Below are 19,485 nucleotides of genomic sequence, written 5' to 3'. Positions count from 1 at the left end.
CCGGCGGATCAGGCGGGTTCGCACGCGCCCTTGAGGCTGCAGGCGCCGCAGGATGTGCCGCAGCCACTGGTGTCGGGCACCGCGCCCGCGGCCTTGGAGCCGAGCGCGCCACCGGCCGCGACGGTGAACAGGGCCCCGGCGATCACGACGATCGTCGCGATCACGCCGGCGACGGTGGGCAGGATCAGGATGGCGAGCCCGCCGATGGCCAGCACGCCGGCACCGCCGAGCATGCTCGGGGCCGCGACCTTGTTGGCCAGGGCAAACGTCTCGTCGTCGCGCAGCGACTGGGGGGTGCGCACACCGGCCCAGCGGTTGCGCGTCAGGCGGCCGGTCAGTGCGGCGGCGCCCAGACCGGCGAGGGCGAGAGCGGCGACGAAAAGCACGACAGCGACGATGACCACGCCTACACGATACGACCCGGTCGCGCGGGCCGGTGTTGCTGGGTGTTCGGGGGGACCGCGGACGCTTTACCCTGGTTGACGGAATTCCCGTCATCCAAGTAGATAGCGACCACAGTGACCGAGCCAGTTCAGCAAGCCTCATCCCCCGACGACTCGACGCCGCAGCACCGCTACACCGCGGAGCTCGCCGGCCGGATCGAGCAGCGCTGGCAGGACCTGTGGAGCGAGCGCGGGACGTTCAACGCCCCCAACCCGGTGGGCCCGCTGGCCGGTGACGTGCCGGCGGACAAGCTGTTCGTGCAGGACATGTTCCCGTACCCGTCGGGCTCGGGTCTGCACGTCGGCCACCCGCTCGGCTACATCGCGACGGACGTCTTCGCGCGCTACCACCGGATGCAGGGCCACAACGTCCTGCACACCCTCGGTTACGACGCGTTCGGTCTGCCGGCCGAGCAGTACGCGGTGCAGACGGGCACGCATCCGCGCACCACGACCGAGGCCAACATCGCGAACATGCAGCGTCAGCTGCGCCGACTGGGCCTTGGTCACGACGAGCGCCGCTCCGTGGCGACGACGGACGTCGACTTCTACCACTGGACCCAGTGGATCTTCCTGCAGATCTACAACGCCTGGTACGACACGGCGCAGGGCAAGGCCCGCCGCATCTCCGAACTCGAGGCCGAGTTCGCTTCGGGTGAGCGCACTCTCGACGACGGCCGTGGCTGGGCCTCGCTGGATGCCGTCGAGCGCAGCAAGGTGCTGGACTCGTACCGCCTGGTCTACCACTCGGATTCGATGGTCAACTGGTGCCCCGGTCTGGGCACCGTGCTGGCCAACGAGGAGGTCACCGCGGACGGCCGCAGCGAGCGCGGCAACTTCCCGGTGTTCCGTAAGCACCTGCAGCAGTGGATGATGCGGATCACCGCGTACTCCGACCGCCTGGTCGACGACCTCGAGTACCTGGACTGGCCCGAGAAGGTCAAGTCCATGCAGCGCAACTGGATCGGGCGCTCGCACGGTGCGCAGGTGAAGTTCGCCGCGCGGTCCGAGCGAAGCGACGGGGGTTCGGCACAGCATCACGACATCGAGGTCTTCACGACGCGTCCGGACACGCTGTTCGGTGCCACGTACGTGACGCTGGCCCCCGAGCACGAGCTGGTGGACCGGCTGGTGGCGGCCGAGTGGCCCGAGGGCGTCGACCCGCGCTGGACCGGGGACGCGGCCACGCCGGCCGAGGCCGTCAAGGCGTACCGCGAGTCGATCGCCGCGAAGACGGACCTCGAGCGGCAGGAGAACAAGGAGAAGACCGGCGTCTTCCTGGGCGTCTACGCCGTCAACCCGGTGAACGGGCACAAGCTGCCGGTGTTCATCGCCGACTACGTGCTCACCGGCTACGGCACCGGCGCGATCATGGCCGTGCCCGGCCACGACCAGCGCGACTGGGAGTTCGCGACCGCGTTCGGTCTCGACATCGTCGAGGTCATCGGCGGCGGCGATCTGTCCGAGGCGGCGTTCACCGGTGACGGACCGCTGGTGAACTCGGAGTACCTGAACGGCCTGAGCGTCGCGGACGCGAAGAAGGCGGTCATCGAGCGCCTCGAGGCGGAGGGCGTCGGCAAGGGCACCATCCAGTACAAGCTGCGCGACTGGCTCTTCGCGCGTCAGCGTTACTGGGGCGAGCCGTTCCCGATCGTGTACGACGCCGACGGTGTCGCGCATCCGCTGCCGGAATCGGCTCTGCCGGTGGAACTTCCGGAGGTCGAGGACTACGCACCGGTGTCGTTCGATCCCAACGACGCCAGCTCCGAGCCCTCTCCCCCGCTCGCCAAGGCGTCCGACTGGGTCGACGTCGAACTGGATCTGGGCGACGGCCTCGAGGACTACCGCCGCGACACCAACGTGATGCCGCAGTGGGCCGGCAGCTCGTGGTACCAGCTGCGCTACATCGATCCCACCAACAGCGAGCAGTTCGTTGCGCCCGAGAACGAGGCCTACTGGACCGGTCCGCGTCCGGACATCCACGGCCCCAACGATCCCGGTGGCGTCGACCTGTATGTCGGCGGTGTGGAGCACGCGGTGCTGCACCTGCTGTACTCGCGGTTCTGGCACAAGGTGCTGTTCGACCTGGGCTACGTCAGCTCGAGCGAGCCGTACCGCCGCCTGTACAACCAGGGCTACATCCAGGCGTACGCGTACACCGACGAGCGCGGCGTCTACGTGCCGGCCGCCGAGGTGACCGAGGAGGACGGCAAGTTCTTCTACCAGGGCGCCGAGGTCAAGCGCGAGTACGGAAAGATGGGCAAGAGCCTCAAGAATTCCGTTGCGCCGGATGAGATCTGCGACGAGTACGGTGCCGACACGCTGCGCGTGTACGAGATGGCGATGGGTCCGCTGGACACGTCCCGTCCGTGGGCGACCAAGGACGTCATCGGTGCGCACCGCTTCCTGCAGCGCGCGTGGCGCGTCGTCGTCGACGAGGAGAGCGGCGACCTGCGCGTCACCGACGCGGAGCCGTCCGAGGACACACTGCGGGCGCTGAACAAGGCGATCGCCGGTGTCTCCGAGGACTACGCGGCGCTGCGCGACAACACCGCTGTCGCGAAGCTGATCGAGTACACCAACCACCTCACCAAGGAGTACCCGGGCGGCGCCCCGCGGTCGGTGGTGGAGCCGCTGGCGCTCATGCTCGGTCCGATCGCACCGCACCTCGCGGAGGAACTGTGGTCGCGTCTGGGTCACACCGAGTCGCTCGCGCACGGTCCGTTCCCGACCGCCGACGAGAAGTGGCTGGTCGAGGACACCGTCGAGTACCCGATCCAGGTCAACGGCAAGGTCCGCAGCCGCATCAGCGTCGCCGCCGACGCGGCCCGTGAGGACATCGAGAAGATCGCCCTCGCGGACGAGAAGATCGTCGCGCTGCTGGACGGCAAGGATCCCCGCAAGGTGATCGTCGTGCCCGGCAAGATGGTCAACGTCGTTCTCTAGCCCACCCGCGTTTTGCGCACTTTTCGCTCCTGAACCCTCCGGGATTCAGCGATAAGTGCGCAAAACGCGATGGATGGCGCTCAGCACTCGTCGGGTGCGGGCTGTCCCTGGAAGAGGGCGTCGACCCAGTCGAACGCCCCGGGGTTGCCGATGGCCTCGCCGAGCAGGTGCTCACCGGGCACCTGCCGGTACACGGCACTGACGCCCAGTCCGCACTGCTCGTCGTACAGGTTGCGGGCACCGAGGGCGGGGATCCACCAGTCCTGCCCGCCGTTGTAGATGTACAGCGGGGTACCGGACTTGATGTCCGCCATCTTCGTGATGTTGTAGATGTCGTGCGCGACAGGGGAATTCAGCGCATCCTTGATGTTCGCGAGTGCCTCGACGGGTGCGTTCAGGAGGCCGATCACGCCGAGGTTGCTCACGCACATGTCCTTGATGGTGGAGATGCCCAGCCGCTGCCCCAGACTGTTGATCAGGGGCAGGATCTGGGTCCGCTCCCGCGAGATCCCCAGCACCGCCGCGAGGAAGAGCCCACTGGCGAGGTTGCCGTTCATGGTGCGCCCGAGCATCTCGAAGTCGGCGGGCACGCCGCCGAACGCGGCACCGACGATGTCGGGGGCCAGTTCGGGTGCGTACGAATCGATCAGCTTGACCGCGCCGTGCGTCGCGATCGCTCCGCCGGAGTAGCCCATCATCGCGAGTTTGCTGCTGCCGAACTCCGCCGGGTACTCGTTCCGGATGCCGCGGATGGTGTCGAGGACGGCGTGCCCGGCGACGTACGGTTCGGCGTACGCCATCTGCGGGCCCTCATGGTCAGGGATGAGAACCGCGTAGCCGCGTTCCTCGGCCTTCGTCGTGACGGGTCGGAGGAAGTCGAAGGGGTTGGTCGATGGTGTGATCCCGTTGGCGAGGGTGTGGGAGGGGGTGCAGGCCCGCCCGAGGCCGTTGATCGGCACGTTGTTCACCAGGATCGGACGCGGGCCGGGACCGGTCCAGTCCACGGCGGGGATGACGAGGGTCGCGGTAGCGAACGACGGCGCACCCAGCGCGTCGGTGGACTTCACCTTGATCTGCCGTACCTCGCGCACCGGCCCGAGCGGGAGTAGACGGGCGACCGGCGTGACGTCGCGGGTCTCGATGACCTGGCCGTTCGTCATGCCGGGCAGGCCGGGCGGGTACTCGTCGAAGAACGGATCGCCGATCGGCGAGGGCTGCATCTCCTGGTGCAGCGTATCGAGCTGCGGGGGCGCCAGATCCGGTGGCGACACCGACGAGTCCACCGAACCCGGTATCCAGGAACCGAACGCGGACCGGGCGAGTGACCCCGTCCCCCACGAGCCGGTGATCGGCGTCGTGCCGTTGGACCCGGTGCCGTCCGAGCCGGTGCCGTCGGTGAGCGACCCGGGTCCGATGAATCCCTGTCCGGCCGCACTGCCGGTCGATCCCACTCCGCCGATGCTGGTGTTCGGCAGCGCACTGCCGCTCGATTGGGCCGCGGCTGTGCCTGCGGTACCACCTCCGACCACGACACCCACCGCGAGTGCAGCGACGAGTATCCGGCCCCAGAAACCCCCGTACTGGATTGGCATGCGCGGGACGCTAGCACCGGATTGTCGCGGCTCGTGCGGCTTCGGCGCTATGTCGGGAGTGTCCGGTGGGCGGGACCGAGCGATGTGTCGGGTGTGTGAGCCGGGATACGCTCGCCGCCGAGAAATCCCTGAAATTCGTTCCACGAGCAAAGGTTCAGCGACCATGGCAACCGCAGAAGACATCAAGAACACCGTCGCCTCGTACATGAAGGCACTCGAGAGCAAGAGCGCCGACGCCGTCGCCGCCCTGTTCGCCGAGGGTGCCACTGTCGAGGATCCGGTCGGCACCGAGCCCAAGCGGGGCGTCGAGGAGATCCGCGCCTTCTTCAAGGCGATCGAGGCGATGGACCAGACCGCGGAACTGCTGACGGTTCGCGTCGCGGGCAACAGCGCCGCCTTCCACTTCCGCACCGTCTCGAAGGTCGGCGACACCATCTACGTCATGGAGCCCATCGACGTCATGACGTTCGACGACGACGCCAAGATCACCAGCACCCGCGCGTACTGGGCGCAGGAGGACATGATCGTCAGCTGACGAGACGGCCAACGCCGCTCCGCTGTCGGTGGGGTGTGGCCCGGTGTCCAGGTGACGCCGGACCACACCCCACAGTCGTTCGTACGGGCCGACGCGGGTGCCGCTCCCCCGGGCGCGCGCGGCACCGCCGGGTTGTATATACAAGACTGGACAAGTAATGGCGGGAGATGTCACCGGAGGAACTGTGAACGACGGACCGTACTCGCTCGGGGCGCCGGCGCGTCGCACCACTCGCGACGACCGGGTGTCGGTGCGCTGGCGCAACGGTCAGGGCACCACGCAGGTGGTCGCCGAGACCGATCTGTGGCGGGTGAGCATCGCCGACGAACCGACGTCGTCGACCTTCTCGGTGATCGACGGATTCGACCGACTGTTCATGCCGATCGGTGCGGTCCCGATCGAACTGACCGGAGCTCCGTTCGGGCCGGGGGCCGACCCGGACGCCCCGGACGCCGCGGCCGGCGTCGTGCGCCACGTCGTCGCGCCGCTGCAGACGATCGCATTTCCGGGCGAGTGGGCGCCGGGGTGCCGCGTGGAGGCGCCCACTCGGGCGTTGAACGTCATGGTGCGGCGTGGCGCGGCCACGGCGACGATGCGGTTCGGGGAGCCGCCCCGGGCCGCCGATCCCGCTGCGCTGGTCGTTCTCGTCGATCCGGTGACGGAGGAGGCCGTGCTGCTCCCGGCCGGGTGTCTCGACGCCTTCGAGATGACCGATCCCTGCGCGATCCTCACCATCACGACGTGACGGTGACGGCCGCCCTCACCTCGATACGGGTCGCAGCACGATCTCGGTGGGGTGCGCGTCCCGGGGCGTCTCGACGGCGTTCCCGACCGCACCCGTGACCGGGGTGCTGAGAGTCCGCCTCTCAGGCCGACTTGGTTTCGTGCTGGTGTGCAGCCCATTTCGTTGGACTCGTGCCGAACTGTCGACGGAACCAACGCGAGAAGGCACTCAAGTCCGAGAACCCTAGTTCACCCGCTATGTCGGTGAGGCTACGGTCGCCACGTGTGATGTACCGTCGCGCGAGATCTGAGCGCACGGAATCGACCACGGACGAGTAGTTTTCGCCCGCCTGTGACAGGTGTCTGTGCAGGGTACGCCGGTCCATCCCGAGACTGCGCGCGATCCGGGCGGCAGTGCACCTTCCGCCCGGCAGAAGCGCCTCGATCATCTCGCGTACCCGTCCGACGGCGGAGGCATCTTCCGGCGGCGCGAGCAGGTCCAGGTACTGCCTTGCATAGGGCTGGAACATCGGGTCCGACAATGGGTTGACGGAGTCCAGATCGCTCGAGTAGAGCACGAAACCGTTGAAGTCCTGTTCGAATGCGACGTCCGCCCCGAAGGCGCGGTGATGGACATCGAGCGTGGTCGGTGCTTCGTGGACGAAGCACGTGGACAGTGGTCGCCAGCCGTCCGGGAGAAACGCGCTGAGAATCCGGGCCAACGACGCGATGACCAGTTCGATGGATTGGCGGCCGAGTGTCATCCCGGGTGCGGGCTCGATCCGCAGGGAGGCAAGGCCGTTCAACTCGACGAGCAGAATCTGAATCGCCTCGTTGTGTACCCGCATGTGACGCAGTATGAGCGCGATCGCGCTACGGACGTCTGGCTCTTCCCTGGCGGCCAAACCCACTGCTCCGAGTATCGACACCCCCCTGCCGTCCGCCATCTTGACCGCGAAGTCCACACAGGACGTTGCCAGAGCGGTTCGCTCCAACAATTCGTCGACTCGCTCCGCGGGAAGCCATGTATTCGGCGTGGCCAAGGCCGTCGGGTCGATGCCCACGGCACGCATGAACGGATCTGGGTCCGCGCCGAGAGACTGCGTCAACTCGACGTACCCGGTCAGCGCCGAACTCCGCACCTTCACCACTGTCATCGATTGCCCCTGCCCCTGTCCCAAGCTGCCAAAGAATTCGTCCCAACGGGACAAGTGTTCTCGCCCCAATCCGTATAGCGTGACCTGTGTCACCGCAGTTGTCGAATCGGTCAGCGCGGTCGCTTTCGCTGGGCGATCCCCAGCGTGCAAAACGCCCGGCACGGCCTGACGCACAGCCTTCGGTTCACTGCCGTTCGTGCCGACCCGTACGTCGAGCAACCACAGCCAGGTTCAGGACCGCAGCGAGGCTTCCGGACTGGCAATTCCGGACGCGTCGCCCCAACGCGCCCTTCACGAACAGGAGTACGCATGGAACTGGAGTCCCAGGCGCCCACGCCAACCGCAGAGGTACCCGGCGCAGGCGCCCGCTCGAAGATCTATCCGTGGGTGGTCTTCGCCCTGATCCTCGGTCTGATGATGTCGGACTACATGTCCCGCCAGGTTCTCAGTTCGGTCTTCCCCGTCCTGAAAGCCGAGTGGGACCTGTCGGACTCGCAACTGGCAGCCTTGACCAGCGTTGTGGCTCTGATGGTCGGTGTGTTGGCGCTACCTATGTCGCTGGTGGCCGACCGTTGGGGCCGCGTCCGCAGCGTCGTCCTCATGGCCGGCCTGTGGAGTGTCGCGACCGTTCTGTGCGCGGCGGCGGGAAACTACACTCAGTTGCTCGGCGCGCGATTTCTGATCGGGTTCGGCGAGGCCGCTTACGCGAGTGTCGGTATTGCGGTGATTCTGGGAGTCTTCTCCCCTCGACTGTATGCCTCGCTCAGTGGCTCCGTCATCGGTGCAGGGTTCTTCGGCTCGGTCGTCGGTGTCGCGCTCGGCGGAGTTCTCGCGGATCGACTCGGTTGGCGTGGAGCGTTCTTGATCATGGCCGCCTTCGGCCTGTGTCTGGTCGTCCTGTTCCGGATCGTCGTCAACGAGCAGCGACTGGCGCGTTACGCCACGGATCAGCCGATCTCGGAGGCGGGCGCTTCCCAGGGCAAGCGCGCGCCCATTTCGAGTCTGTTGACGAACGCCTCTCTGACATGTGCTTATGTCGGTGCGGGAATCCAGTTCTTCGTCGCAGGCGTCCTGCTCGCCTGGCTTCCCAGCTACTTCAACCGCTATCACGACATGTCCGCCGCCGACGCGGGGTTGGCGGCATCGGTCTTCGTGCTCCTGATCGGTGCGGGAACGGTGCTCTGCGGCATCGCCGCCGACCGGATCGGGCGACGACGACCCGAACGCAGGTGGAGTGCAGCGATCGCGTACGGCGTCATCTCGATGGTGTGCCTGATGATCGGATTCCAGCTCGACAACGGACCCCTTCAGATGACCTTGATCGGTATCGGAGCATTCTTCTGCTCCGGATTCACCGGCGCCACAACGGCAGTCGTCGCGAGTCTGTCCCATCCGTCGATCCAGGCTTCGGCTTTCGGTGTCGGCACACTCGCCAACAATGTCTTCGGTCTGGCGCTGGGGCCACTCGTCATCGGGCTGCTGTCCGATCGCCTGGGTCTACTCGGCGCGTTGCAGTGGGTTCCAATCGCATCCGTCTTCTCGATCGCGGTCTTGGGCCTCGGCCTGAAGCTGTACCCCGCTGGTCTCCGCAAGCTTGCTTCAGTGGAGTTGAAGAAGCCCAAGGAGACATCCGAAGCCCCAGCCGACACCCTCGTGTCCCAGGCCTAGATCCGATCCCTCTCCGCACTCTAACCACCTCGGTACGTGCTGTGCGGATGTGACTTTCACCGATCCATCAAGAGGAGACAATAGAAATGCAGCTACTCGACAAGGTTGCGGTCGTGACCGGAGCGGCACAGGGTTTGGGCCGGTCGATCGCGCTCGCCTTGGCGCAGGAGGGCGCGGACGTTGTTCTGTGTGATCTGCAGGAGGATAAGCTGGCGGAGGTTTCCGCCGAGATCGAGGCTCTGGGTCGCAAGAGCCTGGCACTGCGCTGCGACGTCTCCTCCAAGGAGCAGGTCGTCGAGACGTTCGCTCGCGCCGCGGAGCAGTTCGGCACCGTCCACATCCTGGTCAACAACGCCGCCCGGGTGCCGAACTCCCCGGACGACGAGGCTCGTCGCAACAAGCACTACGCCTACGTCACCACCCCGATGGAACGCCAGTCTCTCGGGATCACCAGCAGCCTCACCGACGACGACTGGCTCAAGTGGTGGGACGTCAACGTCCACGGCGTCTTCTACTGCACCCGTGAAGCATTGAAGTTCATGGAGCCTCAGGGCTACGGGCGCATCATCAACATCGCGTCGGTCGCCGGCACGTCCGCGGCAAGTACGCACAGCCCTGGCTACTCGGCCAGCAAGGCCGCCGTGGTGAGCCTGACCAAGACGGTCGCCCTCGACGTCGCCGGCGCCGGCATCTACGTCAACGCCATCGCCTGTGGCGGCGTTCTTACCCCTCCCTTCCAGGCTTACATCGACAACGCCACCGAAGAGCAGAGGCGCAGCCTGTACCAGATCATGCCCGTCGGCCGTCTGGGCAAGCCTGAGGAATACGCCTCTCTCGCCGTCTATCTCGCCGGCGACAACCACTACCTCGTCGGCCAGATCATCAGCCCCAACGGCGGCGCTGTCATCTAACCGCCACCAACCGCAATCCACATCGAAAGACCCCTCTCACCAGAGTTTTCGCCCCAGACAGGAGCTACACAATGCACTTCCATGACGATGCACTCTTTCCGGAGAACCAGGAGAAGTTGGTCATCACGGCGGCGCCGTACGGTCCCGAGTGGGAGCCGGACGACTTCCGCGAGGATCTGCCGTTGACGATGGATGAGCACGTCCAGCAGGCGGTGGACTGCTACGAGGCCGGCGCGTCCGTACTGCACATCCACGTTCGTGAACTCGACGGCAAGGGCTCAAAGCGGCTCTCGAAGTTCAACGAACTCCTCGGACGGCTCCGCGAAGCGGTTCCCGAGATGGTCTTGCAGGTCGGCGGATCGATTTCGTTCGCGCCGGAAGGTGAAGGCGCCGAGGCGAAGTGGCTCTCCGATGACACCCGGCACATGCTCGCCGAGCTCGACCCCAAGCCGGACCAGGTTACGATCGCGATCAACACCAGCCAGATGAACATCGCGGAGCTGTTGACCGCGGACGACATCGCGGGCACATCCCTGGCGCGTCCGGAACTGCAGGAGACGTACCGGGAGATGACGATCCCGGCCGGACCGGCCTGGGTTGAGGAGCACCTGCGTCGCCTACAGGCCGCCGGCATCCAGCCCCTGTTCGCGCTGACCGGCATCACCGGCCTCGAGAGCGTCGAGCGGCTCATCCGTCGCGGGGTCTACACCGGCCCGCTGAACGTGACCTGGACCGGCATCGGTGGCGGCATGGAGGGCCCGAACCCGTACAACATCATGAACTTCATCCAGCGCGTCCCGGACGGAGCTGCCCTGACCCTGGAGTCCCTCATGCGCAGCGTGCTGCCCGTCAACACGATGGCGATCGCGATGGGCCTGCACACCCGCTGTGGCAACGAGGACACCATCTGGGGCCGCAAGGGCGAGAAGGTGACCTCGGTTCAGCAGATCCAACAGTTGGTGCGCATCGCCGGTGAACTCGGACGCGAGGTCGCCACCGGCAAGGACGCCCGCGACATCTACAAGATCGGCACCACCTACGCGGACGCCGACGAGACCCTCGCCAAGCTCGGCTACGCGCCGAACCGTCGCCCGGGGCAGGTCGGATTCACCCACCACGCCTAGCGCACCGGCTTGTTGCACAGCGGGGCACGGAACCGACTTTCGTGCCCCGTGTCCGGGTGATTCTTCCGGACACCCGGCCCTGCCGTGATCAGTGCCGGATCTACGGCCGTCGAGTAATGCCCATCCCCGATCTAGGAGTTTTACGTGATCAATGGCTTGACCATGGATGACTACCCGTTGTCGCTGACCGCTGTGGTCGAGCGCGCCGAGCGTTTCCACAGTGGAAAGGACGTCGTTTCTCGTCGCCCCGACGGCAGCATTGCCCGGACCACTCTCGGGGCGTGTGCGCGGCGGGCGCGGCGGCTTGCCACCGCGCTGGCCGGTCTCGGTATCGGGGACGGTGACCGGGTGGCGACGCTGTTGTGGAATCAAGCGGAGCACCTCGAGATGTACTTCGCGGTCCCGGCAATGGGGGCGGTAGTCCACACACTCAACCCACGCCTGCATTCCGACGAGCTGGCCTTCATCGTCGGGGATGCGCAGGACCGGGTGATCGTGGTCGACGAGTCCCTGCTCGAGGTGTTCGACGGGTTCCGGTTCACGCACCAGTTCGACCATGTCATCGTCGTCTCCCATGGCGGTGCGGCACCGGCAGGAATGCTCGACTACGAGACCCTGATCGATGAGGCCGAACCGATGCAGTGGCCTGTTCTCGACGAACGCCAAGCCGGCGCGATGTGTTACACGTCCGGCACCACCGGTCGACCGAAGGGCGTCGTGTACTCGCACCGGGCGCTGGTGCTTCATTCGATGGCCGCGGCACTGCCCGATGCTCTGGGCGTCTCGGTGCAGGACACGCTGCTGCCGGTGGTGCCAATGTTCCACGTCAACGCGTGGGGTCTGCCGTACGCAGCGGCGCTGCTCGGCGCGCGGCTCGTTCTACCCGGACCGAAGTTGGACCCGGTCAGTGTGCTCGACCTGATCGAGGCCGAGAAGGTCACCATGACTGCGGGGGTGCCGACGGTGTGGATGGCGATGCTCGACGCACTCGACTCCGAACCGCATCGTTGGGATCTGCGTCATCTCGACCGGTTGATCGTCGGTGGAGCGGCGGCGCCGCGCAGCCTGCTGGAGGGGTATGACCGTCACGGTCTGACCGTCGTCCAGGCGTGGGGAATGACCGAGACCGCGCCGGTCGGTACCGTCAGCCGCCTCCCGGTGGATCTGCGGGAAGCTGCGGCCGACGAGCAGTATGCGTTCCGGGCCAGGCAGGGCGTCGCGATGCCGTTCTTCGACATCCGAGCCCGGAACGAAGACGACGGATTCATCGAGTGGGATGACGTCGCCATGGGTGAGCTGGAGGTTCGGGGACCCTGGGTGGCGGCTTCCTACCACAATGGTTCGGGCGCAGACAGTTTCACGGCTGACGGCTGGTTCCGCACCGGAGACATCGTCCGCATCGACCACCGCGGCTGCATCCGGATCTGTGACCGCTCCAAGGACCTGGTCAAGTCCGGCGGCGAGTGGATCTCCTCGGTCGATCTCGAAAACCACCTCATGGCACACCCGTCGGTGGCGGAGGCCGCGGTGATCGCCGTGCCCGATCTGCGGTGGGGTGAGCGTCCGTTGGCGGTGCTCGTGCTCCGGGACGGCCAGACCGCGGACCCGGAGCAGCTCCGTGAGCACCTGTCAGGTGAGTTTGCACGGTGGCAGCTACCCGAGCGGTTCGAGTTCGTCTCCACCATTCCCAGAACGGCTACCGGCAAGTTCAAGAAGAGGGATCTGCGCGAGCAATTCACCGCATGATCCAGCGGTCGTGAATATCCGAGGCAGATGCGGGAGCGGCCAGTCAGTGCTTACTCGGCATCGGTCGCAGCACGATCTCGGTGGGGTGCGCGTCCCGGGGCGTCTCGACGGCGTTCCGGACCGCACCCGCCACCGTTTCCGGGGTGAGGAACTTGCCGGCGTCGTACTCGGCGCCCTCGGTGGCGACGATCGCGCGCTGCATGTCGGTGTCGATGCGCCCCGGGTGGATCGACGTGACCCGCAGTGTCGGCTCCTCGAGCCGCAACGCGTCCCCGAATGCGCGCAGCGCGAATTTGCTGGCGGCGTACGCGCCCCAACCCGCGTTGGCGCGTAGTCCCGATCCCGAATTGATCAGTACGACATGCCCGTTCGCGGCGCGTAGCGCCGGCAGTAGCAACCGGGTGAGCTCGGCGACCGCGACGACGTTGGCCTCGAACGTCCTATGCCACGTGTCGACCGACGTCTCCTCGATGGTTCCGATGTCCGCGACGCCGGCGTTGTGTACCAGGACGTCCAGTCGGTCGATGTCGGTGACCGCTTCGGCCACCGCGGCGTAGTCGGTGAGGTCCACTGGCCACGGGGCCGCGCCCAACTCCCCCGCGATCGGCTCGAGGGACTCGGCACTGCGGCCACCGAGGATAAGCTGGTGGGTGGGGGCCAGTTCGCGGGCGATCGCGGCACCGAGGCCGCGGCTACCGCCGGTGATCAGGGCTGTCGGGTGCGGTGTGGACATGCCCTCGAGGTTAGACCGAAGCTCATCCCGCGGGTGAGGTGAGCGTCGGCGCGACGGTGGCGTGCGCGGGCAGTCCCGGGCCGCCCGGCAGCGGCGGACCCGGATTGTCGAACGGGCCGTTGCCGAACGGCCCCGGCGCTCCCGGGCCGTTGCCGTTGGTCGGCAGCGTCGTCTCGTGTTGCGGGATGTAGCCGAAGGAATCGGTCTGTTGCAGCCCCGTGTCCTCGGTCGTCGTCTGCGGCATCTGGGAGAAGGTCATCTGGGGGAAGGATTGGTTCGCGTCCTCGGTAGCGGCGAGGACGCCGATCGCGCCTGCGCCCAGCAGGGCCGTCGACACGGCCGCTGCGGCGACCACGAGCCGCCACCGTTCCCCTCGGCCTTCCTGTCCTGTCATGACATCGCCCCTCGTCAACCGGTGGGTGTGGTGAGTGTCGCCTCGGCGGGCAGTCGGCTGCCGCCGGGGAGGCTCGAGCCACCACCCAGTTCGAACGGGTCGTTCTCGATATTGCCACCCTCGGGTCCGATCGGATCGGTCTCGAGGGTCCTCTCGTGTTCGGGGATGTAGCCGAAGGAGTTCGTCTGTTGCAGTCCGCTCGGATCCTCGGGGTCGGTTTCTTCGGTTTCTTCGGTTTCGTCCTCGGTGGTCGGTAGTCCGGGATTCGAGTCGATGTTGTCGTCGCATCCGGTGATCGCACCGCCGAGTAGCCCGGCCGCGACCGCTGCGGCCGCTACGAGCATCCGATTGCGCTGTTCGTGCTTCTGATGCCTCATCGTCATGCCTTTCGCGCCGGAAGAGTCGGCACTCTGTTTCCAGCATGGCACCGTCGAGCCCAGCGCGCAGATTTATGTTGTGCACAACATTATCGTGGTCTACCTTCGGGGGTGTGACTGACGATCTGGCGCTCGACCGGCAGGTGTGCTTCGCGCTGTACTCGGCCTCCCGTGCCACCACTGCTGCCTACCGGACCCTGCTCGCCGACCTGGACATCACCTACCCGCAGTACCTCGTGATGCTGGTGCTGTGGGAGCGGGACGGGCGCGGCGTCCAGGAGATCTGCGACGCCCTCCAACTCGACACCGGCACGTTGTCGCCGCTGCTCAAACGGCTCGAGGTCGCCGGGCTCATCGACCGGAAGCGGCTGGCCGGCGACGAGCGACGGGTCACCGTCCGACTCACCGACGCCGGGGCGGCGCTGCGTGCACGGGCGTCCGACATCCCGGCCCGTCTCGCACAGGCCACCGGCCTGAGCGGGCCGGACCTCGAACGGCTGCGCGACGTCCTCATGGGCGTCGGCCGCAATCTGCACTCCACCGAGTTCGACATCAACCGAGGAGAGGCATCGTGAACATCGTCTACACCGCAGAGGCACTGGCTACGGGCGAGGGCCGCAACGGCCGGGCCCGCACGTCCGACGGCCGGTTGGACCTGGACCTGGCGATCCCGCAGGAAATGGGTGGCAGCGGTAACGGCACCAACCCGGAGCAGCTGTTCGCCGCCGGGTACGCCGCGTGCTTCCACTCGGCACTCCAACTGGTCGCTCGCCAGGCCGGCGCCGACACCACCGATTCCGCTGTCGGCGCGCGGGTCGGTATCGGCTCCAACGGTTCCGGTGGCTTCGGTCTGGCGGTGACACTCGAGGTCTCGCTGCCGCACCTGGACCGTGGCGAGGCGCTCGCGCTCACCGAGAAGGCGCACGAGGTGTGCCCGTACTCGAACGCGACGCGCGGCAACATCGAGGTCACCCTGACCGTCACCGACGAATAGGTCCTGTCTCCGCGGTTCGCGGGGCACCATGGAGATATGGCGAACCCGGACCCGGTGCAGGCGCTGCGCGAGGTCGCGTTCTGGCTCGAGCGCGGCCGCGCCGACACGTACCGCGTGCGGGCGTATCGGCGGGCGGCGGACGTGGTCGCGGGGCTCACCGAGAGTGAGCGGGAGGCGCGTCAGCGCGGCGGCGGGTGGACCGGACTGCCCGGTCTGGGTGCGAAGACCGCAGTCATCGTCGAGCAGGCGATGTCCGGGAACGTCCCCGACTACCTGCGGGAACTGCGTGACGCGGCCGAGTCGATCGGGTACGGCGGTGACCTGCAGCCGGCGCTGCGCGGCGACCTGCACGTGCACTCGGACTGGTCCGACGGTGGCAGCCCCATCGACGAGATGATGCGGACGGCCGCCGGCCTCGGGCACGAATACTGCGCGCTCACCGACCATTCGCCGCGGCTGACGGTCGCGAACGGGTTGTCGCCCGAGCGCCTGCGGGACCAGCTCGCGGTGGTGCGCGATCTCAACCGGGAGCTGTCGCCCTTCCGGATCCTCACCGGCATCGAGGTCGACATCCTGGATGACGGTGCGCTGGACCAGGATTCGGACCTTCTGGACGAACTCGACGTGGTGGTGGCGAGCGTGCACTCGCATCTGCGCGCCGACCGCGGCGAGATGACCAGGCGCATGCTCGGCGCGGTGCGGAACCCGCGCGTGAACGTGTTGGGCCACTGCACCGGCCGGCTCGTCGAGGGCAAGCGCGGTAACCGGCCGGAGTCGAAGTTCGACGCCGAGAAGGTGTTCCAGGCGTGCCGCGACCACGACGTCGCGGTCGAGATCAACAGCCGGCCCGAGCGCCGCGATCCACCGAGCCGGTTGATCGATCTGGCCGTCGACATCGGGTGTCTGTTCTCGATCGACACCGACGCGCACGCGCCGGGACAGTTGGCCTGGCAGGGGCTGGGGTGCGAGCGCGCGATCCGCTGCGGCGTCGAGGCCGATCGGGTCGTGAACACGTGGCCGGCGGACGACCTGCTCACCTGGACGCGCGCGTTCGCCGGGTGAGTCGCAGAATGGGACGATGATCGACCCCGGATTCACTCCGACGCAGCTCGCGGCCCGCGCCGCCTACCTCCTGCGCGGCAACGACCTGGGGGCGATGACGACCGCGGCCCCGCGGCTGTATCCGCACATGTGGAGCTGGGACGCGGCGTTCGTCGCGGTCGGTCTCGCGCCGCTGTCCGTCGAACGGGCCGTCGTCGAACTCGACACGTTGCTGTCGGCGCAGTGGGCCAACGGAATGATCCCGCACATCGTGTTCGCGAACGGAGTGGACGGGTACTTCCCGGGGCCGGCGCGCTGGGCGTGCCGGGAACTGGCGGGGTACGCGCCGATCGGGATCGACACGTCCGGCATCATGCAGCCGCCGGTGCACGCGATCGCGGTGCAGCGGATCCTCGATCACTCCCGGCGACACGGCCGGACCACCCGGGCGGTCGCGGAGGAGTTCCTGGACCGGCGGTGGCCGGACCTGATGCGTTGGCACCGGTGGCTCGCGCACGCCCGTGATCGCGACGGCGCCGGCCGCGTCACGCTCTACCACGGCTGGGAGTCCGGAATGGACAATTCGCCCCGATGGGATGCCGCCTACGCCAACGTGATTCCCGGTCCCGTCCCGCCGTACCGGCGCGAGGACGTCACGGTCGTCACCGACGTCTCGCAGCGTCCCAGCAACGGCGAGTACGACCGCTACCTGTGGCTGCTCGAGGAGATGAAGAGCGTCCGGTACGACGACGACGCGCTGGCCGAGAAGATGAGCTTCGCGGTGGAGGACGTGTTCGTCAGCGCCGTGTTCGCGCTGGCGTGCGACGTGCTCGCGGTGATCGGGGAGGAGCATTCGCGTCCCAACGCCGATGTCCGCGAACTGCACTACTGGGCCGACCACTTCCGTAAGGGTGTCGCGGCGACGACCGACGAGCGGACGGGCGCGGCGCGGGACTTCGACGTGCGCACCGGTCGGTGGATCGGTACCGAGACGATCGCGATGTTCGCACCGCTGCTGTGCGGCGGGTTGGATCGCCACGCCGAACGGGCCCTGCTGCACACGTTCGAGGGGCCCCGCTTCTGCACGCACCCGGATCTGCGGTACGCGGTCCCGCCGTCCACATCGCCCGTGTCCCGCGATTTCCGGCCCCGCGAGTACTGGCGGGGCCCGGTGTGGCCGGTGATGACGTGGTTGTTCTCGTGGGCGTTCGCGCGCCGCGGGTGGGCCGAGCGGTCGCTGATGTTGCGGGCGGAGGGGCTGCGGCAAGCCGCCGACGGCAGTTTCGCCGAATACTACGAGCCGTTCACCGGCGAACCCCTCGGCAGCATGCAGCAGTCGTGGACGGCGGCCGCGGTGCTGGACTGGCTCGGTTAGTACACGGTTTCGAACGCGCCTGTGAAGTGACTGGGAGAAGATGAACGCTGGATCGAAATCGGCGCGCGCGGTGAGGAAGTCGTTTAGTCTCGGGCAATGCCGAGGAACCGTCGTCGATCCCTTCCGCGTGTCGCTGCCCTCCTTCTGGCGGGAGCGGTGACAGTCGCAGCACCCGCCGTCGCGGTGGCGAACCCGCAGGGCGTCGACGTGGCGTCGTGGCAGCACCCGAACGGTGCTCCCATCAACTGGTCGGCGGTGCGCGGGGCGGGGTACGAATTCGGGATGGTCAAGGCCACCGAGGGCCTGTTCTACACCAACCCGCACTTCGCGCAGGATTCCATCGCGATGCGGCTCGCGGGTGTGGCACGCGGCGCCTACCACTACGCGGATCCGTCGGCCTCGCCCGAGGCGCAGGCGGCCTTCTTCGCGGCGAACGCGCTCGCCGTCAACCAGATCGGCGGACTACCGCCCGTCCTGGATCTCGAGAGCACCGGAGGCCTCGCGGCACCGCAGTTGATCGACTGGACCCGCCGCTACCTCAACGCCGTGCAGGGTCTCACCGGCCGCACCCCGATCATCTACACGTACCCCAACTTCTGGCGCACCGCGATGGCCAACACCACCGAGTTCTCGAACTACCCGCTGTGGATCGCGGATTACAACGGCGGCAACGCCCCCGGGCCACTGCCGGGAGGCTGGCGGAACTGGGCGTTCTGGCAGTACACCGACAGCGGCCGGATCCCGGGCGTCAATGCCGCCATCGACCTCAACGTCTACAGCGGATCGATGGGCGACATCAACATGTACGCCCGCAACTTCTTCGGCAGCTGACCGCGCGCTGACCCGTTTTCGGGGAGAGTGGCCGGCATGACCAAGAAATTGAGCGGCAAGACCGCAATCGTGCTCGGGGTGGCGCCCGGCAACGTCGGGCACGCGATCGCCCGCCGCTTCGTCGACGACGGTGCCGCAGTGCTGATCGCGGGTCGGCGCCCGGACGCGCTGGCGTCGGTTGCGGAGGACATCGGCGCGCAGTGGCAGCAGTGCGACATCACGTCGGAGTCGGACCTGGACGCGCTCGTCGCCACCGCCCTGGAGCGGCTCGGCCGCATCGACGTCGGCGTCAACGCGACCGGGTGGGGTCTGCTGACCCCGTTCGAGGACACCACGCGCGAGGATCTCGAGAAGATGGCGGCGGTCCAGTTCACCGGGCCGTTCCAGTTCTTCCAGCGACTCGTCGCGAACATGGCGGACGGCGGCTCGATCATCCAGATCTCCTCGGTCACCGCGTCGATCATGTTCGAGAACCATGCCGCCTACATGGGTACCAAGGCCGGCATCGACCACGTCGTCCGTTGTGTCGCCAACGAATACGGTCACCGCGGGATCCGGGCGAACTCCATTGCCCCGGGTGGCGTCGCGGATGCCCCGATGTCGGGTGGCGGGCTGAACTACCCGCCGATCCGGTCGCTCTACCTTCGCGAGATCCCGCTCGGGCGGGTCGGCGTCGCCGAAGATGTCGCGAACGTGGCGGCGTGGCTCGCCGGTGACGAATCCGCCTTCGTCACGGGCCAGGTGGTGCAGGTGAGCGGCGGGCAGACGCTCCGACGCAATCCCTCGATCGCCGACCTGGCCGGTGCAATCTCGGTGGAACAGGCGTAGCCGAAGACACCGCGATGGGGTGGAGGACGCGAGTCCTCCACCCCATCTGCGTGTTCGGACGCGGGTG

At 67.3% G+C, this 19,485-nt stretch carries 19 protein-coding genes; 13 read left to right on the top strand and 6 right to left on the bottom strand.

Features of this window, described 5'->3' with window-relative positions; genetic code table 11:
- Positions 1–8: 8 nt before the first annotated feature.
- Entirely contained in the window at positions 9–404 is a 396-nt protein-coding gene (locus tag DEU38_RS09030; RefSeq protein ID WP_114720192.1) for an SdpI family protein, read from the bottom strand.
- A 114-nt stretch (positions 405–518) separates the two neighbouring features.
- On the opposite strand from DEU38_RS09030, the gene leuS reads away from it, so the two are divergent.
- Positions 519–3,389, top strand: a complete 2,871-nt coding sequence (leuS, locus tag DEU38_RS09025) for a leucine--tRNA ligase (protein ID WP_114720190.1) — start codon at positions 519–521, stop codon at positions 3,387–3,389.
- Between the two features lie 80 nt (positions 3,390–3,469).
- Here leuS and DEU38_RS09020 read toward each other — a convergent pair whose 3' ends face one another.
- Positions 3,470–4,981, bottom strand: a complete 1,512-nt coding sequence (locus DEU38_RS09020) for a lipase family protein (protein WP_258557752.1) — start codon at positions 4,979–4,981, stop codon at positions 3,470–3,472.
- A gap of 163 nt (positions 4,982–5,144) precedes the next feature.
- On the opposite strand from DEU38_RS09020, the gene DEU38_RS09015 reads away from it, so the two are divergent.
- A complete protein-coding gene (locus tag DEU38_RS09015; RefSeq protein WP_114720188.1) occupies positions 5,145–5,516 on the top strand; it encodes a nuclear transport factor 2 family protein in 372 nt (123 codons plus the stop codon).
- A gap of 184 nt (positions 5,517–5,700) precedes the next feature.
- On the top strand, positions 5,701–6,261 hold the full coding sequence (locus DEU38_RS09010; protein WP_258557751.1) for a HutD family protein: 561 nt from the start codon (positions 5,701–5,703) through the stop codon (positions 6,259–6,261).
- Between the two features lie 121 nt (positions 6,262–6,382).
- Here DEU38_RS09010 and DEU38_RS09000 read toward each other — a convergent pair whose 3' ends face one another.
- Positions 6,383–7,615 (bottom strand): AraC family transcriptional regulator, encoded by a 1,233-nt coding sequence (locus tag DEU38_RS09000; protein WP_220181894.1) that lies wholly within the window; start codon positions 7,613–7,615, stop codon positions 6,383–6,385.
- A gap of 90 nt (positions 7,616–7,705) precedes the next feature.
- Between DEU38_RS09000 and DEU38_RS08995 the strand changes: the two genes are divergently transcribed.
- The 4 genes from DEU38_RS08995 (at position 7,706) to DEU38_RS08980 (ending at position 12,845) form a co-directional block, all read left to right on the top strand.
- Positions 7,706–9,064, top strand: a complete 1,359-nt coding sequence (locus DEU38_RS08995; protein WP_114720184.1) for an MFS transporter — start codon at positions 7,706–7,708, stop codon at positions 9,062–9,064.
- An 86-nt stretch (positions 9,065–9,150) separates the two neighbouring features.
- Positions 9,151–9,975 (top strand): SDR family NAD(P)-dependent oxidoreductase, encoded by an 825-nt coding sequence (locus DEU38_RS08990; RefSeq protein WP_114720182.1) that lies wholly within the window; start codon positions 9,151–9,153, stop codon positions 9,973–9,975.
- A gap of 71 nt (positions 9,976–10,046) precedes the next feature.
- On the top strand, positions 10,047–11,099 hold the full coding sequence (locus tag DEU38_RS08985) for a 3-keto-5-aminohexanoate cleavage protein (protein WP_114720180.1): 1,053 nt from the start codon (positions 10,047–10,049) through the stop codon (positions 11,097–11,099).
- A gap of 144 nt (positions 11,100–11,243) precedes the next feature.
- Complete coding sequence (locus DEU38_RS08980) at positions 11,244–12,845, top strand: long-chain fatty acid--CoA ligase (RefSeq protein WP_258557750.1); 1,602 nt, start codon at positions 11,244–11,246, stop codon at positions 12,843–12,845.
- A gap of 43 nt (positions 12,846–12,888) precedes the next feature.
- On the opposite strand, the gene DEU38_RS08975 is transcribed toward DEU38_RS08980, so the two are convergent.
- From DEU38_RS08975 to DEU38_RS08965, 3 genes are read right to left on the bottom strand one after another with little or no spacing between them, the layout of a single operon-like run.
- Positions 12,889–13,578: an SDR family oxidoreductase gene (locus tag DEU38_RS08975; RefSeq protein WP_114720176.1), complete on the bottom strand. Its 690-nt coding sequence runs from the start codon at positions 13,576–13,578 to the stop codon at positions 12,889–12,891.
- A gap of 22 nt (positions 13,579–13,600) precedes the next feature.
- Positions 13,601–13,972 (bottom strand): hypothetical protein, encoded by a 372-nt coding sequence (locus DEU38_RS29080; RefSeq protein ID WP_258557749.1) that lies wholly within the window; start codon positions 13,970–13,972, stop codon positions 13,601–13,603.
- 14 nt (positions 13,973–13,986) lie between these two features.
- Complete coding sequence (locus DEU38_RS08965; protein WP_114720454.1) at positions 13,987–14,349, bottom strand: hypothetical protein; 363 nt, start codon at positions 14,347–14,349, stop codon at positions 13,987–13,989.
- Between the two features lie 113 nt (positions 14,350–14,462).
- Here DEU38_RS08965 and DEU38_RS08960 point away from each other — a divergent pair, with 113 nt between their 5' ends.
- The 6 genes from DEU38_RS08960 (at position 14,463) to DEU38_RS08935 (ending at position 19,418) form a co-directional block, all read left to right on the top strand.
- On the top strand, positions 14,463–14,924 hold the full coding sequence (locus tag DEU38_RS08960) for a MarR family winged helix-turn-helix transcriptional regulator (protein ID WP_114720174.1): 462 nt from the start codon (positions 14,463–14,465) through the stop codon (positions 14,922–14,924).
- Positions 14,921–15,343 (top strand): organic hydroperoxide resistance protein, encoded by a 423-nt coding sequence (locus tag DEU38_RS08955; protein ID WP_114720172.1) that lies wholly within the window; start codon positions 14,921–14,923, stop codon positions 15,341–15,343. Before DEU38_RS08960 ends, DEU38_RS08955 begins: the two co-directional genes overlap by 4 nt.
- A gap of 36 nt (positions 15,344–15,379) precedes the next feature.
- On the top strand, positions 15,380–16,405 hold the full coding sequence (locus DEU38_RS08950; protein ID WP_114720170.1) for a PHP domain-containing protein: 1,026 nt from the start codon (positions 15,380–15,382) through the stop codon (positions 16,403–16,405).
- A gap of 16 nt (positions 16,406–16,421) precedes the next feature.
- Positions 16,422–17,759 carry an amylo-alpha-1,6-glucosidase gene (locus DEU38_RS08945; protein ID WP_114720168.1) on the top strand — a complete coding sequence of 446 codons (1,338 nt, stop codon included), beginning with the start codon at positions 16,422–16,424 and terminating at the stop codon, positions 17,757–17,759.
- A gap of 96 nt (positions 17,760–17,855) precedes the next feature.
- Positions 17,856–18,590, top strand: a complete 735-nt coding sequence (locus DEU38_RS08940; RefSeq protein ID WP_174914187.1) for a glycoside hydrolase family 25 protein — start codon at positions 17,856–17,858, stop codon at positions 18,588–18,590.
- Positions 18,591–18,626: 36 nt separating this feature from the next.
- On the top strand, positions 18,627–19,418 hold the full coding sequence (locus DEU38_RS08935) for an SDR family NAD(P)-dependent oxidoreductase (RefSeq protein WP_114720450.1): 792 nt from the start codon (positions 18,627–18,629) through the stop codon (positions 19,416–19,418).
- The last annotated feature ends 67 nt before the right edge of the window (positions 19,419–19,485 follow it).

It is taken from the genome of Rhodococcus sp. AG1013 (assembly GCF_003350365.1).
Taxonomy (GTDB): Bacteria; Actinomycetota; Actinomycetes; order Mycobacteriales; family Mycobacteriaceae; genus Prescottella.
The sequence above is the reverse complement of the archived record's forward strand: the minus strand, read 5'-3'. Positions and strand labels throughout refer to the sequence as shown.